This is a genomic window from Stieleria maiorica, from assembly GCF_008035925.1.
Lineage (GTDB): Bacteria > Planctomycetota > Planctomycetia > Pirellulales > Pirellulaceae > Stieleria > Stieleria maiorica.
Window position 1 is genome coordinate 7,747,189 of record NZ_CP036264.1, and the last position, 16,370, is coordinate 7,763,558.

At 59.9% G+C, this 16,370-nt stretch carries 13 protein-coding genes; 7 read left to right on the forward strand and 6 right to left on the reverse strand.

Annotation, left to right across the window (positions count from 1 at the left end; genetic code table 11):
- Nucleotides 1-26: 26 nt before the first annotated feature.
- The 4 genes from Mal15_RS26315 to Mal15_RS26330 all read right to left on the reverse strand — a co-directional run bounded on the left by Mal15_RS26315 (nucleotide 27) and on the right by Mal15_RS26330 (nucleotide 4,908).
- Nucleotides 27-1,385 (reverse strand): metal ABC transporter permease, encoded by a 1,359-nt coding sequence (locus tag Mal15_RS26315; protein WP_233903040.1) that lies wholly within the window; start codon nucleotides 1,383-1,385, stop codon nucleotides 27-29.
- Nucleotides 1,382-2,959, reverse strand: a complete 1,578-nt coding sequence (locus Mal15_RS26320) for a metal ABC transporter permease (protein ID WP_147870477.1) — start codon at nucleotides 2,957-2,959, stop codon at nucleotides 1,382-1,384. Before Mal15_RS26320 ends, Mal15_RS26315 begins: the two co-directional genes overlap by 4 nt.
- A 74-nt stretch (nucleotides 2,960-3,033) precedes the next feature.
- On the reverse strand, nucleotides 3,034-3,867 hold the full coding sequence (locus tag Mal15_RS26325) for a metal ABC transporter ATP-binding protein (protein ID WP_147870478.1): 834 nt from the start codon (nucleotides 3,865-3,867) through the stop codon (nucleotides 3,034-3,036).
- A 27-nt stretch (nucleotides 3,868-3,894) separates the two neighbouring features.
- Nucleotides 3,895-4,908, reverse strand: coding sequence for a metal ABC transporter solute-binding protein, Zn/Mn family (locus Mal15_RS26330; protein WP_147870479.1), 1,014 nt, complete (start codon nucleotides 4,906-4,908; stop codon nucleotides 3,895-3,897).
- A 373-nt stretch (nucleotides 4,909-5,281) separates the two neighbouring features.
- Between Mal15_RS26330 and Mal15_RS26335 the strand changes: the two genes are divergently transcribed.
- Nucleotides 5,282-5,647 (forward strand): RNA recognition motif domain-containing protein, encoded by a 366-nt coding sequence (locus Mal15_RS26335; protein ID WP_147870480.1) that lies wholly within the window; start codon nucleotides 5,282-5,284, stop codon nucleotides 5,645-5,647.
- Between the two features lie 831 nt (nucleotides 5,648-6,478).
- A complete protein-coding gene (locus Mal15_RS26340) occupies nucleotides 6,479-6,973 on the forward strand; it encodes a hypothetical protein (protein WP_147870481.1) in 495 nt (164 codons plus the stop codon).
- 10 nt (nucleotides 6,974-6,983) lie between these two features.
- On the opposite strand, the gene Mal15_RS26345 is transcribed toward Mal15_RS26340, so the two are convergent.
- Nucleotides 6,984-8,486 carry a methyltransferase gene (locus Mal15_RS26345; RefSeq protein ID WP_147870482.1) on the reverse strand — a complete coding sequence of 501 codons (1,503 nt, stop codon included), beginning with the start codon at nucleotides 8,484-8,486 and terminating at the stop codon, nucleotides 6,984-6,986.
- Nucleotides 8,487-8,500: 14 nt separating this feature from the next.
- A complete protein-coding gene (locus Mal15_RS26350; RefSeq protein WP_233903041.1) occupies nucleotides 8,501-9,829 on the reverse strand; it encodes a tetratricopeptide repeat protein in 1,329 nt (442 codons plus the stop codon).
- A gap of 261 nt (nucleotides 9,830-10,090) precedes the next feature.
- Here Mal15_RS26350 and Mal15_RS26355 point away from each other — a divergent pair, with 261 nt between their 5' ends.
- The 5 genes from Mal15_RS26355 (at nucleotide 10,091) to Mal15_RS26375 (ending at nucleotide 16,252) form a co-directional block, all read left to right on the forward strand.
- Nucleotides 10,091-11,056, forward strand: a complete 966-nt coding sequence (locus Mal15_RS26355) for a hypothetical protein (protein ID WP_147870484.1) — start codon at nucleotides 10,091-10,093, stop codon at nucleotides 11,054-11,056.
- A 13-nt stretch (nucleotides 11,057-11,069) separates the two neighbouring features.
- Nucleotides 11,070-11,675, forward strand: coding sequence for a hypothetical protein (locus Mal15_RS26360; protein ID WP_147870485.1), 606 nt, complete (start codon nucleotides 11,070-11,072; stop codon nucleotides 11,673-11,675).
- 77 nt (nucleotides 11,676-11,752) lie between these two features.
- Nucleotides 11,753-13,075 (forward strand): tetratricopeptide repeat protein, encoded by a 1,323-nt coding sequence (locus Mal15_RS26365; protein ID WP_147870486.1) that lies wholly within the window; start codon nucleotides 11,753-11,755, stop codon nucleotides 13,073-13,075.
- A 144-nt stretch (nucleotides 13,076-13,219) separates the two neighbouring features.
- Nucleotides 13,220-15,265: a type VI secretion system Vgr family protein gene (locus Mal15_RS26370; protein WP_147870487.1), complete on the forward strand. Its 2,046-nt coding sequence runs from the start codon at nucleotides 13,220-13,222 to the stop codon at nucleotides 15,263-15,265.
- A 78-nt stretch (nucleotides 15,266-15,343) separates the two neighbouring features.
- A complete protein-coding gene (locus tag Mal15_RS26375) occupies nucleotides 15,344-16,252 on the forward strand; it encodes an FHA domain-containing protein (protein WP_147870488.1) in 909 nt (302 codons plus the stop codon).
- Nucleotides 16,253-16,370: the final 118 nt, after the last annotated feature.

The following is a 16,370-nucleotide window of genomic DNA, read 5'->3' on the forward strand; positions in this document are numbered from 1 at the left end:
AGGACTTTTTTAGCTCTGGCTCGGGTTTAGCTCTCGTCCGGGATCGGCCGCCCGTGCGGGTCCTCGACCGGCGCATCGGTTTCTCTGGCAAGCTCGTCGCGGAGATTTCGGTCGGTGAAGTGCTCGAACCGCTCCGCCTGGTCGTGAATTCGCTCGGCCCCGCTGCCCGCGCGGTCGACCAGGTATTGCTCCCACAACCGGTGCGATCGGACCAACCGTTGTCCCCGTTCGCGTCCGATGTCCGTCAGTCGCAGTGCATCGTCGCGCACGGTGACTTCGCCGCGCCGGCGGAGCAAGGCCAGCGCCATCTTCATCGACCAAGTCGACGCAAACAGCTCGCCCGCCAACCATGTCGTTCGGGGCGCCGGGTGCTCGAGTTCTTCACCCCGAAACAGTGACGCGACGATGTCGTCACAGAGGATGCGAAGTGACAACAATTGACGCCGCACCAGTTTGACGACAACGCCGTGCCGCGGTCCGAACGTCGCCGCGGCGAAAAACAGACCGCCGGCGGCAACGGCGATCATGCCCGACGTCGTTGTGCTGCGATAGCCGATCCATGTCGGGATGCTGAGCGCCATCATATGGCCCAGCACCGCCGAAATGATCGCCAGCAGAACACTGATCGCGATCATCACGCCCAGCCGATCAGTCAGCATGTAGGCCGCCGCAGCGGGCACCACGAACATCGCCACCACCAAAATGCTGCCCACACTTTCAAAACAGGCCACCGCGGTCACCGAGACCAGGACCATCAATCCGTAGTGCATCCAGGTCGACGAGAACCCCATCGTCGTCGCCAGCGCCGGATCGAACGAAGTCAAACGCAGCTCTTTAAAAAACAGCAACACGAACAGCGCATTGATCACCGTCACCACCGACAGCACGACCGCCGCCCGAGGCACTTGGTAACCCAGTACCGAGACGGTATCCAACGGCGTTAATTCGATCGATCCGTACAACACACAATTCGGGTCCAAGTCCACCGCGTCGGCGGTTTGCACCAGGATCACCAATCCGAGCGCGAACAGAGACGTGAACACGACGCCCATCGACGCCCCTTCGTCCACCCCGCCGGTCCCCCGAATCCACTCGGTGAATAACGCCGTCAGCAATCCCACCACCACCGCACCGACAAACATCGGCAGGCTGCTGCGGGTCTGGGTGACCAAAAACGCGACCGCGATCCCGGGCAGCACCGCGTGCGTGATCGCATCGCCCAGCATGCTCATCTTCCGCAGCACCAGGAAATTTCCCAGCAGCGACGAAGCGACCGCCGACAACGCGCCGACCACGACGATCCAGCCGTCCAGCGTCCAGCTCCACGACAACCCCAGGCATAGCGTTTGCCCGGTCATCGGTGACAAGAACGTCTCGCTGATCACGTCGAAGCCCCCCGTGAGGTGTCCGATTGATTCACCGCCGCGCCGGTTGGGTCCTCGTCGGCGATGCCGTGGGGGCTGATCGGAACGGGGATCATCATGCCCTGTTCGTCCAACAGGTCTTCCAACTGATCGATCACCTCGGGCGCCAGCACGTGTTCGATCTTGTCGGCATCGCGGTCGACATTGGCGGTCGCCACGTCGGCATAGGCGATCAGATACATTTCCCACAACCGGTGTTGGCGGGTCAAACGCGCCGCCTCGGTGAATCCGGCTTGCGTCAATTTGCAGTCGCCCTCGTGCATCCGCAGCAACTCATCTTCGACCGCTTGATCGATCGCGCGGCACAATCGGCGGCGTGACCAGCTCCGCATCGAAAGCAGCCGATCGACGGTGACAGGCGTCCGTCGGTTGGTTCGCAGCGCAAGGTCGCGACGAGCTTGTCCGCCGGAATGTTTCTCGATCTGCTCGTACATCGCGCGCAACAAATGCTGGCGATCGATCCGGCGATTGAGCCGCAGCCGTCGCAGGAACCGAATGATCACTCCGCGACGCGTGCCCAGCATCATGCTGATGAAGAAAAAGATCGAACACACCAACACGATCATCGCGCCGGACGGAAGCCCGGGAAACAACGCGCTGACCAAACCGCCGACGATGCTGCCGCAAGTCCCCAGCAGCGCGGCCCACAGCATCATCCGCCACATCGTCTCGGTCCAGAATCGAGCCGCGGCGGCCGGGATCACCAGCAACGCGATCATCAGCACCAGGCCCACCGCCTGCAATCCGACGATCGTCACCAGCACCACCATCGACATCAGTCCGACGTCCAACGCGACGACGGGAAATCCCTGCGCACCGGCGAACCCTTCGTCAAAGCACAGCAGTTTTAGTTCTTTGAACAGGATCAAACAGCCGACGATCACGACCAATGACGTGACCGCGATCAACTGGGCATCGGCGGCGCGCATCGATGCCGTTTTGCCGTAAATGAACCCTTCCAAACCCGCGGCATGTCCCGTGTCCATCTGCTGGATCACGCCCAACAGCGCGACGCCGGCCCCGAAGAACACGCTCAACACGATCCCCAACGCCGCGTCCTCCTTCAATCGCGTCTGGTTGCGGATCACCAAGATCACCGCGACCCCCAACAGCCCGCTGGTGCTTGCGCCGACCAACAACCACAGCAGCGATTTTTCGTCGCCGCCGAACCAATTGGCGGCGATGAAGGCGATCGCGATTCCCGGCAAACTGGCGTGGCTGAGTGCGTCGCCCATCAACGCACGCTTGCGCAACAACGTAAAACTGCCGACCAATCCCGACGCACCGCCAAGCACGGCGACGCCGAAGATCACGATCCGTGTGTTGTAGTCCTTCATCAACAACACCCGCCCCCACTGGGAATCGACCCATTGAAATGCGGCTTGACGGGAGCCATCGTTTTCCGGAGGTCGGCCCCGCGCGTGACACACCGTTGCCGACAACGTCAGCAAGGCCAGCAGCAACAACCCGCGCGCGAGCGGCAAGCCGTGATCACCGCAGGCAATCCTGGCAGAAACGCTTATCCGGCTGGTCATCGCATGCCACATTTCGTTTCGCTTGCATTCCGATTCACCGCAACTCCCAACTCCCAACTCCCAACTCCCAACTCTCAAATCGAACTCTCCCGTCGCCGCATCGCTTCGGTGACTTCGTCCAGCAGCGTCAATCGTCCGCCGTAGGTCTTTTGCAAATTGTCTTGGGTGAACGTGTCTTCGACCGGCCCGTGGGCGACGACGCGCATGTTCAGCAGCACGACGTAATCGAAGTACTCGGGAACGGTCTGCAGGTCGTGGTGGATGACCGCGGCGGTCTTTCCACGGGCCTTCAAGTCACGCAGGATTTCGACGATCGCGCGCTCGGTGGCCGCGTCGACGGCCGCGAACGGTTCGTCCATCAGGTACAAGTCGGCGTCCTGGACCAACGCTCGGGCCAAGAACGTTCGCTGTTGTTGGCCACCGGACAGCTGGCTGATTTGCCGATCCGCCAGGTCCCCGATCCCCACACGCGCCAGCGCCTCGCGGGCTTGTTCGCGATGTTTCTTGCGAACCGGTCGGCACCAACCGATTTTGTCATACAGCCCCATCGCGACGACATCCAAGGCGCTGACGGGAAACTGCCAGTCGACGCTTTCACGTTGGGGCACATAGCCGACGCGATGGCGGTTGTCCCGGTAGGTGTCACCGAAGATACGCACCCGCCCGGACGCCCGTGGGATCAAGTCCATCACGGCTTTCAGTAAGGTGCTCTTGCCGGCGCCGTTGGGGCCGACGATGCCGATCAATTGGCCGGCCGGTAAATCGAAGCCGACGTCCCAGATCACGGGTTTGCGGTGGTAGGCCACGGTCAAGTCGTACACCGACAGGGGCACGTCGGCGCCCGACCCATCGTCCCGTGCGGCGGTCGGGAGATTCGTTTCGTCGGTTCGTTCTTGTGGATTCAACATGATCGGATCGGGCCGTGATGACCGCTGTCAATGTTCCGTTTGGCCGCTCAGTTTGCCTTGGAACCCGCCCGGATCGGCTTGACCGCCCAGTGCCCGCGTGGTGGTCGTCAGGTTGTGATCGAGCATCCCGATGTAGGTGCCTTCATAGGTGCCGGGGCGTCCCATCGCATCACTGAACAGCATGCCTCCCTTGACGACCTTGTGCCCCTGGCTTGCGGCACCCTCGATCAAGGCCTCGACGTTCTTGGGCGAGACGCTGCTTTCGACAAAAACGGCTTTGACGTTGCGGCGAATCAACAGGTCGACCAACGCGTTGATCTGTTGCAGGCCCGCTTCAGATTCCGTCGAAATCCCTTGGATCCCGCGGACGTCCAATCCGTATGCTCGCCCGAAATAGTTGAAGGCGTCGTGAGAGGTGATCAACAATCGGCTTTCTTCGGGGATCGTGGCGATCGCCTGGATCCCGTATGCATGCAGTTTCGCCAACTCGGCTCGATAGGCCGTCGCGTTGGCTGCAAACTGATCGCCGTGTTCGGGCGCCAGACGCGTCAATTCATCGCGGATCAACTCCACGCACTCACTCCACATCGACACGTCGTTCCAGACATGGGGGTCGCCATGGGATTGCCCGCTCCCGCCGCTTTCGTCCCCCTCCCCGGCCATCAGCCGGCCGCGATCGATCGCGTCGGTCACTGCAAACACCGGTTTGCTGCGGCTAACTTTCTCGAGCGTGTCGGCCATCTTTCCCTCCAACATCAACCCGCAATAAAAAACCGCTTCGGACTCCATGATGTCTTGGACGTCGTCGCGCGTCGGCATGTACAAGTGCGGGTCGACCCCGGCGCCACAGATCTGCGTCACCTCAATCCGGTCTCCGCCGACCGTGCGGACCAAATCGCCGACCATTCCGACCGTTACCACCACCCGCAGCTTCTTGCCGGAAGGTGCTGTGCCGGAGGATGTCCGGGGCGTTTGATCGCCTGAGTTGCATCCCAAAAACAGTGCGGCGATCCAGAACAGGGCGATTGGAGCGTTTTTCATTAAGTTTTCCTTTGATTTTACGCATCTTCCGCCGTGCAATTTAGGCGGATTGTGGCCCGAATCCCAGCCGAGGAAAGCATGAAAAAAACGCCCCACGCCCGCCGGAATGTCCATTTTGCTTGCCGACGGGGGCTCCGCCGGCGGTTTGCTGGGCAAAAACGTACCCATATTTTTGGGTATCCAGGCATAATCCCCCAAAGAATCACTCCCAGCCCACCTGGAAATAGTGTTACACTGACCGCACGTGCGGACGACGGTTGTCGTCGTCCGGCTAGATCGAAGACCGAGACTCTCAGAACGAAATGGACGCCAATTGTGCGTCGCGGACAGCTCCGAGTGATGAGGCCTTCTGGAATTTGGAGCTGTAGTAGCGATGAAGATGTATGTGGGAAATCTGGCTTGGGCCGTTACGACGGAAAAGCTGGAAGAAGTGTTTAGCCAGTACGGTCAGGTCGACGACGCGATCGTGTTGACCGACCGGGAAACGGGCCGAAGCCGCGGCTTCGGCTTTGTGACGATGCCCGACGAGGCGGCTAAGGAAGCGATCGAGGCCCTGGACGGGCAGGATTTCGAAGGTCGTCCGCTGCGGGTCAATGAAGCCCAAGAGCGAGCGCCGCGTGGCGGTGGCGGTGGCGGTGGCGGTGGCGGTTATCGCGGCGGCGGCGGCGGCGGCGGAAACCGCGGCGGCGGCGGTGGTGGTTACGGCGGCGGCGGCGGTGGAGGCCGCGGCGGCTGGTAATTAGCCTTGCGCTCTATCGCGTGACAGGGTTCACTCGGACCAATGCGCCGAAAGGCCTGCGTTTGAGTGGCGGTGGGCTGATTCCAGTTTCCACACCCCCGCACGCTGACACGCTCATTCATGTCTCAAACGCGACTCGGGTCGATCACGGCCCGGTCGCGTTTTGTTTTGCGCTTTTGCAATATCGAGCTTTTCCAATCTGGCCGGGCAAGTGATTAACCCCATCGGCATCAAGTTAAGACGAAACCCACGTTGGAATCATTGATGTCGATACGACGTTCAATGGCTCCCTTCTCCCCCGGCTTTGCGGGGGAGAAGGGCTGGGGATGAGGGGGCCAACGCCGCGGAAACTGGTTGGGTGTACGGCCCCTCACCCCCAACCTGGCCTGATGAAAAAGTACGTGGCGTCGAAAACGGGTGAGCCGGCAATGATTGAAAATTGCAAAATGAACAGTGCAATTTGCGAAATGATTTGAGCGACGATTCCCGGCAAATTTGAATTCTGCAATGAACAGTTTGCAATTTGCAATCGAGGGATCCAGCAGAATCGCTGGACGACCCCGAACCTACCCAACGTTCCAAGTTCCATTGATTTTCGCCAGCCCACCCCCAACCCATCTCCCCAAAACAGATCGCGGACATCATCCTTCCGCGATCGAATTCTGTTTGCGCGATCTGTTTTAGGGAGAGGAGAGCCATGCTCTAAATTGCGGACCGATTCGTGTAGACACCAACGCACTGGAAGGGAGGGTGACGTCGCGTGTTCGATAGTTCCCCGCCTTCACTTGGCGCCTATGCCCCGCGCTGCGCTCGACCCTCCCAGCCAGAAGGATGATTTCAAAACCGCACGCGCTGGGCAGGTGTGCGTGGATCTGGTTGCCGCGGCGGTGTTGCTGCTATGCTCTGGGGATGTTCGCTTGGCTAAAAAAATTCGTCTCCGGTCCTGCGTCGCCGATCGCATCGTCAGGTTCATCGCGCGCCGCGCCACCGAGCGATCTGCGACAGACGCTCCAAGTCGCGACCGTCTGGCAGGTCGTCGATCGGTTCTTGACCCAAAACCCCGCGCCCACTCCGCTAGGCGTCCAAGCACTCGTTGATGCCGGGGCCGCCAATCTGCTCGACGCGTCCGAGCTGATTCAGGTGTGTGAGAAGATCCAGGAGCACGGCTATCAGTTTCCGATCAATCCGACGTTGATCAATGAACTGAAGCAGCCGGAGTTGCTCGAGTTCTTGCGCTGGCACCAGCAGCATGATGTGGAGCCGGAGTACTACGCCAATGAAGCGACGATTCGCGAGCTGATCGAGCGGTTCCGCGCCAGCGGCTGAACGGCCTGTCTCACTTGGGCATCGCGACCAGGATTCCGTTCTTCAGCATCGACCGCACGACGTCCAGCCCCTTCTTGCGCCCCGTTTCGATCGGCAGTCCGATCTCTTTGGAAAACAGGTCCAGGCACTGTTGCACGTTCCGCGAAGCGTCGAATTGTTCGATCAGGGTCCGGATGTAGCCGTCAATTCCGATGGTCACCGGCAGCCCCTTGTCCAGGTGCAGAACGATCGAGTCGCGTTTCCAGCGAAAGTCTTTCCAGTGAGACGTTTCGACTTGACGCAACCCGTCGGCGACGGCCAATCGGCTGGACAGCAGCCGGTCATCGCCATCGCTGCCAAAGACGATGTCGCGGCTTGCGAACCCCTGGGCGATCGCATCGCCGATCGGCTCGCGAACCGGCTTGGTCAGCTCCGTGAAATCGAACCAGTTGTTCCCCCGGCGGCGTCGCAAGAAGATAAATCCGCCTTGGATCGCAGCGACGCCGCGCTGGCGAAGGTACTGTTCCCATTGTTGCTGTTGCGTCGACAGTTCGGATTCATCGTCAATGGATTGGCTGAGCACGCTGCGGGCATAGGTCGATGGGAACTGGCGGTTGGCCGAAAGGACCCAGACGTCGCAGCCCGAACCGGCAAACCAGCTCCTCAGGCGATCCTGCCAGTCCTGCCCTTCCAATTCGACCCACTCGCAGATCGTCTGAAACGTCCCGCCTTCTTCGAGATGTTCGGGGACAGCGGCGAACATTATCTTGATGAACCCGTCCAGCTCAAACGGGCTGTAACGATACGTGGTAACCGCCGAGGGGGAAATGATGAACGGCGGATTGGCCAAGATCGTGTCAAAACGCTCGCCGGCGACCGCCGAGAAAAGGTCGCCGGTGACGGCACGCACGTTTTCACAACCGTTCAGTGCCGCATTGAAGCGGGCGAACTCCGCCGCCCTGGGATTCAAGTCCGAAGCAACCACCGACTCACTGCGTCCGCTTGCGGTGATCCCATGCAATGCGAACCCGCTGCAAAGGTCGAGCGTTTTGCCGCCCCGGTTGTGAATCGCGACCGCATTGAGATGCAACGCCGCATCGCACAGCGTGGGGACAAACAAGTCGTTGTCCAAGTAGTCGGTCCGCTGTAGGTCGGCGGCGAACAACAGGTCGTCTACCGGGACCAGGGTCGCGGCCGGACACAGTTTGCTTTCGTCTTGTGACACCAAGCCGCTTTGCAGACACGACTGGACGATTGCGGTCGGCAGCAGCGTGCCGGCAACGTCCGCATCGACGGGCACCCCCAGGAAAAACAGCCTCGCGAGCACATCAAACGGACTCTCGCAGGGCCCGAGCGAAGCCAGTAACGCCGGCGGCAATCGGTCGCTGGGAGGCGGCACCAGGAATTCAAACGTCTCGTGTAGCTTTGTTTGCGTGTAGCCGGCGGCGCGGCAAACATCGCGAAAGCACGCGGCGTCCTTCGGCGACAGTGGGACCAGGGTCGTTTCAGAGATCACGGAATCAGAGCCTTTCATGTGGGGGCAGCACCTCAGGATGCTTCATGACGATGGGCGGCGACCAGGAACCCGGTCACGCTTTCGTGTCCTTCCTTTCGGACTTCTGCCTCGGTGAACACCGTGGTGGAAAAGCCGCTCTGTTCCAGCCAGGATCGCACGCAAGCCTCGGTGTGCTGGTATCGCCCGGATGTGCCCAGTTGGTATCCATCGCCGACCAGGCCGTGGTTCGGGGCGTTGTCGTCCGGTGACCCGCAGGACTTTGGGGCAGGGTCGCAGCTCAGTTTTTCCAGGCTAAAGACCAGCGTCCCGCTGGGCCGCAACGTTCGCGCGGCCGCATCGAAGGTGGACCGCAGGTCTCCGATGTAGATCAGCGTGTCGGCGGAAATCATCAAGTCAAAGGTTTCATCGCATGCGTCCAAGTATTCCGTCAGCTCGCTTTCAATCAGCTCATCGTACTGTTCTTTCTGCTGTGCCCGGGCCAGCATTCCGGGCGACAGATCCACGCCCACCAAATGGTCGGCGTATTTCCGCAGGTAGCTCGCGCACAGCCCGGTTCCGCATCCCAAATCGACGACATTCAGCTTGCCGCGGTCATCATCCGCGACCAGGTTCTCGATGATGTTCGCGAGCAACTCGGGCGCCCGGTAATCGAGATTCGTCAGCAGCGACTCGAATCGTTCGGCAAAGACGTCAAAGGTTTGTTTGACATAGCTGGACGACGCCCGATCGGGCGGTGCTTCGCCCGGGCGGCAAACGAGCGCGAAGTGTTGTGCGATCGGATTGTCCGGTTCGATCGCCAACCATTGTTGATAGATCGCAAGCGCGTCTTCCAGTCGTCCCATTTGCCGGAACACTTTCCCCATGCCGTCTTTTGGGGAGATGTAGTTTGCATCCAGTTCCATCGCACGCTCGAAAGCCGCGATCGCATCGTCCAGCTGACCGATTTTATCCAGCGCCCAGCCGAGTGTGTTCCACAGCGCGGCGTCGCGGGGCTCTAATTCGGTTGCCCGTTTGTACGCCGCCACCGCTTCCAGATGACGATCCTGGTAGCCGTAGACGTGTCCCAGATGAAGGTGGACGTGGGGATCCGTGGGTTCAAAGTGAATCGATCGCTCATACGCATCGATGGCCTCGTCGTACCGTTCCGCTTCGGCCAGCATATTGCCCAGGTTGTTCAGCGCGCCGGGCTGATTGGGGTCGATCGTGATCGATTGGCGGACCCGCCGGATCGCCAACTCCAAATTTCCGAACTGCGCCGCAATGACGCCCAGCAGTTGCATCGCGACGGTTTGCTCGGGTTCACGCTCAAGCACCTCTTTGTACAGCCGTTCCGACTTGGTGAGTTCTCCTTCGTGATGCAATCGAATCGCTTCATTGAGGAGGTCATTGGTTTCCCCCGACACCTCGCTCGCCATAATCCAGCCCGTCGCGTAGAGATTTGTGAAGTATTAACGTTGGCATGAGTCTAACGGACGCCGCGGGTCTGGCACAGCGGCAACCGTTGTCGGTAGGCAGCCCGACCACCAGACCGTAAACTGAAGCACTCGATCCGATCGTGCCGCGTCGATCTGTTTGAAGTTCGACGCGCCTTGCCACACGATGAACGCTGTTAAAGTCATGCCATGCCGCGTCCCACGCCACTAATCAACCACCGTGCGGGCAGAGCGGACGGAGAATCGGGGCGTGACGCTCGTTCGGCCGGCGTCCCCTTTCATTCCCATCACGCCGCCGCGTGCATTTTGTGCGGAAACGTCTTGACGGTCGGTGAGCAGGCGGTGGGAAAAGTCTGTGGCCGAGGTGAGTGCAAGACCCGCCACGTTCGCGAACAGGCCCAAGCCGAACTTCGCCGTCAATCCGCACTCCAAGAGCGGGCCGCCGCGGCCGAACAAGCACTCGTCGATTCCCAGGCGATTCCCGCGGCCAATGACCGGGCCCACAGCGTGATTCCGGCCAATCGCCGTCGCTTGACCGAGTTGCCCAAGCGGCGTGTCCGTGAATTTGTGGACCGTCTGATGGGTGTCCTCAGTCAGGCCGCCGCGGTCCGGTTCGGGAACGCGTCGTTGGACAGCGAACCGGACCTCTACGACGAGCCGTGCGGATTGACCGAAACTCAACTCGCAGTGCTTGGCAATGGCTGTGCCGTTTGCCGCGGCCACTGCTGTCCCCAAGGCAGCGGGCATGCGTTCATCAATGTCGAAACGATCGTCCGGTACATGGAACAGCATCCGGACCAACGGCCGCGCGATGTGTTGTCCGCCTATGTCAGTCGTATCGGCCACCGAACGTATGAGGATTCCTGCGTCTACCATGCAGCGTCCGGCTGTACGTTGCCGCGTGAAATGCGATCCAAAGTGTGCAACGGCTATCTGTGCAAAGGCCTGACGCAGATTTTGAATCAGATCGATGAAACCCCCTCGCCCCAGGTCTTTGTCATTTCCGTCAGCGACTATGAACCGAACGAAGCGAACGACCAAACCCATCCCACGACGCGGGCGGCGCTGATCGACGCGCACGGCGTCACTTCCCATTCCTTGCCGCCCGCGACCGGCGGCGAAGCCGATGCCGTAGGCGACACCCCCAAACGATAGGAGCCAGATACGCGTGCCGATTTGCACCAAAACGTGTTTTCAACAGGGCGGGCGGGAATTGATCGAACTGCTCACGCACTGTGTGTTGTCCTTCAACACCGACGTCCTGTTCCTTTACCTGACGCGTGAATATCAGTTCCGCCCGCAAGCGGTCAGCGCGGTGGCGCTGTACGACGTGTTTTGTGCCCCGCAAGCGCCGGCGCGGATCAGCGACACCTCGTTGATCCCTCCCGGCGATCTGAGGCTGGACCAGACGATCGCCGAACTGCGTCGGGCGTTGCAGATTGCGACCGGCGACCACAACGCGTCGGATCAAGCCACGACCGAACACGGCGTGGACGACGCCTGTCCCGATCGTGATCACGTGATGCCCCTTGCCCCGGCGATCCCGCTGCCGCCGCACTTCTTGTTCGATCCGATCGCGGCTCGCTTGTCGGCGGAGAACCCCAAGCTTTCGGCGTTGGAAAGCTATTACGATCCCAAGCTGACGCCCCATGAGAACTTGCCCGGAGGGAAGTTGTCCGTCGGCGGCCGCGCCTTCGTCGATCACGTTTGGACCCCGAGAATCCGTCCATACCTGGTTGCGTCCGGGTTTTGGAGATTGGCAACGGTCGGCTAGTGCCCAATACCTATGCTCGTGCCATACGATCCCGACGCCCTGGTACGCCCTCCACGCTCCCCTGAAATCACTCCGTCATGGCAACCTCTCCGCAATCCCCTCCCGTATCCGACGTCGTCTCGTTAGCCGTCTCACTGCATCAAGGCGGTCATTTCAGTGAAGCGGAGGAGCTGTATCAGCGCGCGTTAGAACGAGACCCCAATCACATCGACGCACTGCACTTCCTAGGCGTCCTGCGGCATCAGCAAGGTGATTCCGAAGAAGCGGTGCGGTTGATCCGCAGGGCGCTTCTCGGAAACCCGGCGTATCACGGCGCTCGCAATAATCTGGGAAACGTGTTGAAGGAGTCCGAGCGTTTTGATGAGGCCGAGGCCGAGTACCGACGCGTGATTCAAGCGGCTCCCGGTCATGCCGATGCGCACAACAATCTGGGCGCCGTGCTGCGGGCACTCAAGCGGACCGACGAGGCGATCGAATCATTTCGGCGGGCGATCGAGGCCCAGCCCCGTCACGCCGACGCCCACCTGAATCTAGGCAACGCGCTCAAGGCATCGGGCCAGCGGGAGGAATCGCTGACCGCGTTTCGAACCGCCGTCGAAATCAATCCACGCCACTCGACCGCACACCTCAGCTTGGGTCGCGCACTGTATGTGTATGGCAGAGCCGATGAGGCGGTTGTCGTGTATCGAAGTTGGCTGAAAATCGATCCGGACAACCCGATCGCCAAACACATGCTGGCCGCTTGCGAAGGCAACGAGGTGCCGGATCGATGTTCCGAAGATTACGTCCGACAATCGTTCGATGCGTTTGCCGCCAGCTTTGATGAAGTCCTGGAACGGTTGGACTATCGCGCGCCCGCCCTGATCGCCGACGCACTTTCAGATCTGATCCCCCATCCCCCGGGCAACCTGCACGTGCTCGATGCCGGTTGTGGGACAGGACTGTGCGGCGAAGATCTGCGGCCCTATGCCGAGCGATTGGTCGGAATCGATTTGTCGCCCAAAATGATGGTCAAAGCTCGGTCGCGGAACGTCTACGATCAACTGGTCGAGACCGAATTGGTGGCGTACATGTCTGGCCGCCCGGATACGTTTGACCTGATCGTTTCCGCCGACACCCTGATCTACTTCGGCGACCTTGAACATGCCATCGCGACCGCGGCCGAGGCGCTACGGCCTGGGGGGGCATTGGTATTCACGGTCGAATGTCTGGAACAGTCCGAATCCGCGCCACGCTATCAATTGAATCCGCACGGCCGCTACAGCCATCGCCAGGATTACTTGTGCGATTGCATCGCCGCCGCATCGCTTCGCCTTCATGAAATCCGATCGGTCGTGCTGCGTCGCGAGGTGAGACAACCCGTCGCCGGTTTGGTCGTGACGGCGCTGAAGGAGAGTTGAGTCCCTCATCGGATCAGCATCCAATATCGCGTTTGACGACGTTGGCCGTGTTGCCACCGCAGTCTGGTGCGGAAGTCGTGCGATACTGTACAATCCCGCGTCTACGGATTGTCCCGGATCAGGCGCATTGAGATTGGCTAAATTATGAGTTCGTCCCAGACAAATCGAGGGATCGCCGTCACCACTCAGGCGGGGCCGGACAAGCTGCTGTTCCATCGCATGTCCGCGTTCGAACGACTGGGATGCCTCTTCGAATTTTCGCTGGACCTGTTGTCAGACGACCACAACATCGTCCTTGAAGACCTGCTCGGTACACCGGCTTGTGTGTCGGTGCTGCTGCCCAACGGTTCGACTCGCTACTTTCACGGTTTGGTCAATCGGTTTTCGTGGGCGGGAAGCCACAGCCAGAAATCGGTTTATCGCGCCACGCTGGTGCCCTGGCTTTGGTTTTTGACCCGCACCTCGAATTGTCGAATCTTTCAGAACAAGACGGTTCCCGAGATCATCGAAACCGTGTTCCGGGACCACGGCTTTACCGACTACGTCCTGCGCTTTCGTGAAACCTACCGGCGATGGGATTATTGCGTCCAGTATCGCGAGTCCGACTTCGATTTCGTCAGTCGCCTGATGGAGCAAGAGGGGATCTATTACTTCTTCTCGCACGAAGACTCCAAACATGAGATGGTGCTGGCCGATGACGCGTCTGCCCATTCGGCGGCAAGCGGTTATGCAACCGTCCCGTTTTTTCCGCCCGACGAAGGCCGACTGCGCGAGATCGAGCATGTCTACCATTGGTCGGCTTCCAATGAGGTTCAAACGGGCGCCTATGTTTTGGACGACTACGATTTCGAGCGTCCCAATGCCGACCTGTTGGCCACATCAAAAAGTCAACGCAAACACAACCTGTCGAAATTCGAGGTCTACGACTATCCCGGTGAATACACCAAGGGACAGGACGGAACCAATTATTCCCGTCGTCGTATCGAAGAACACGAGGCGAGGTTTGAACGCGTGCGGGGCAGCGCCAACGTGCTCGGGTTTCAAACCGGTTCCCTGTTCTCGCTCGACGGCCACTTTCGCTCCGATCAAAACGCGGAGTATCTGATCGTCGCGACGAATCTGGAATTGACCACCAGCGAATCCGAAACCGGACAGTCGGACTCGGAGAGCGAGAGCGAACTGTTGCCCGAATGCTCTTTCGAGGCCATCAAAAGTCGCCAGGTATTTCGGTCGCAGCGGCAAACGCCTTCGCCCAAGATCCGCGGTCCGCAGACGGCAGTCGTGGTTGGCAAGGCAGGCGAGGAGATCTTTACCGACAAGTATGGCCGCGTCAAAGTTCAATTCCATTGGGACCGCGAAGGCAAATCGGACGAGAACAGTTCCTGTTGGGTTCGCGTCGCGCAGTCTTGGGCCGGCAAACGCTGGGGTAGCATCCACATCCCACGCGTCGGTCAGGAAGTGATTGTCGAATTCCTGGAAGGCGACCCCGACCGGCCGATCATCACCGGCCGGGTCTACAACGCCAACGAGATGCCGCCGTACAAGTTGCCGGACAACCGAACCCAAAGCGGGATCAAAACGCATAGTTCGTCCAAAGGCACCGACCAAAACTTCAACGAGCTACGGTTCGAAGACAAAAAGGGCGAAGAACAGGTCTACTTCCACGCCGAAAAGGATTTCGAACGGATCGTCGAAAACAATGACACGTTGAAAGTCGGTTTCGAAAAGAAAGATTCCGGCGATCAATTGATCGAGATTTTTAACAATCAAAAGGTCGTGATCGGTGACGCCAAAGCCAAGGACGGAAGCCAGACCATCAAGATCCTGAAGAACTTCACCCAAACGGTCAGCAAAGGCAACGCAACGATCGCTATCGAAAAAGGGAAACGTTCGACGACCATCTACGACGACGATGCCCTGACGATCAAGACGGGAAACCGAACCACGGTGGTCAGCCAAGGTGATGACTCGGTCAGCATCAAAGCCGGTGCGCACAAGACCGAAGCGGCCAAGTCGATCCTGCTGAAGGTCGGCGGAAGCAGCATCAAGATCGACCAACAGGGAATCACCATCAAGGCGATGAAGGTTTCCGTCCAAGCCCAGATCAAGGCCGAGGTCAAAGGCACCATGGTCGATGCTGCCGCCAGTGGGGTGCTGACGCTGAAAGGTGCGATGGCAAAAATCAACTGATGCGTCCTGCAACACCCACGTCGCCGCCGGCAGCGGCCCCCTCATCGAGCCACATTCTTCCTTTTCGGGTCTCCATTCATGAGAGTCATTCTTCAGGTCACCGCAGGACCCGCACTGGGTCGGCAAATCCCGCTGCAATCGGGCGAACGGGCGCGGTTCGGAAGCAGTGATGTTGCCGATGTCTGTTTCCCAGACGATGCGGAGATGGCCGAAGTGCATTTCGAATTGGAATGCCAGTCCGATCAGTGCCTGGTGCGGGACATGACCGGGGCCTCGGCAACCTTCGTCAACGAAACGCCCATCGATGAAGCCGTGATCGTCGACGGCGATAAAATCGTCGCCGGACAAACCCAATTGCGAACGGTCATCCAAGGGCGTCCCGGTCAGGCCGACGATATTGATGCCCCTCAAGAAACCGAGCAACCCGACCAGCCGAAACTCTCCGCCGTCGAACTCTGTCAATTGACCGACCTGGAAGAGGAGTCGTTGCAGCTGTTTCGCCCCAGCCATTCGCCGGAAGAATTCATTCGCGTCCTGGCCGAAAACAAGCTCTTCGCCGACGCGATCCGGATCGCCACGCTGTATCTGCCCAAACGAAAAACCGTCTACTGGGCCTATCGGGTCGTCGCGGAAGTGTTCCCCCGCGAACTGGGCCGAGAGGAACGCGACGCACTGGAATTGGTGATGGCCTGGTTAAAGGAACCGAGTGAAGTGAATCGCCGGGCGGCCATGGCGGTCGCTGAAAAGTTGGAATATGCCAACGCGGCCAGCTGTGTCGCCGCCGCCGCGTCCTGGAGTGAAGGCAGCATGGCGCCGGCCGAATTCGACGAGGTCCCCGCGGACCCGCGATTGACCGCACAAATGGCCGCCGGCGCGATGATGATGACCGCGACCACCGGCGACACGATGTCGATCGATCATCGCTACCAGAAAATTCTGGACATCGGCAACGAGTTCCTCGCTGGCAAGGCCGACCTGCCGCAGTAGTTGGGGTGTGGAAATGGCAGAGAGAGACGGGCAAAACGATGGGGGCAAAACGATGGGGGCAAAACAATGGGGGCAAAACAATGGGGAGGCAGAATGATGGGAAGGCAGAATGATGGGA

Coding starts and splice junctions, on each gene's coding strand:
- Mal15_RS26320 (WP_147870477.1), bottom strand. CDS start 2,959: ATGACCAGCCGGATAAGCGTTTCTGCCAGGATTGCCTGCGGTGATCAC.
- Mal15_RS26355 (WP_147870484.1), top strand. CDS start 10,091: ATGCCGCGTCCCACGCCACTAATCAACCACCGTGCGGGCAGAGCGGAC.
- Mal15_RS26330 (WP_147870479.1), bottom strand. CDS start 4,908: ATGAAAAACGCTCCAATCGCCCTGTTCTGGATCGCCGCACTGTTTTTG.
- Mal15_RS26325 (WP_147870478.1), bottom strand. CDS start 3,867: ATGTTGAATCCACAAGAACGAACCGACGAAACGAATCTCCCGACCGCC.
- Mal15_RS26335 (WP_147870480.1), top strand. CDS start 5,282: ATGAAGATGTATGTGGGAAATCTGGCTTGGGCCGTTACGACGGAAAAG.
- Mal15_RS26365 (WP_147870486.1), top strand. CDS start 11,753: ATGGCAACCTCTCCGCAATCCCCTCCCGTATCCGACGTCGTCTCGTTA.
- Mal15_RS26340 (WP_147870481.1), top strand. CDS start 6,479: ATGATTTCAAAACCGCACGCGCTGGGCAGGTGTGCGTGGATCTGGTTG.
- Mal15_RS26375 (WP_147870488.1), top strand. CDS start 15,344: ATGAGAGTCATTCTTCAGGTCACCGCAGGACCCGCACTGGGTCGGCAA.
- Mal15_RS26345 (WP_147870482.1), bottom strand. CDS start 8,486: ATGAAAGGCTCTGATTCCGTGATCTCTGAAACGACCCTGGTCCCACTG.
- Mal15_RS26370 (WP_147870487.1), top strand. CDS start 13,220: ATGAGTTCGTCCCAGACAAATCGAGGGATCGCCGTCACCACTCAGGCG.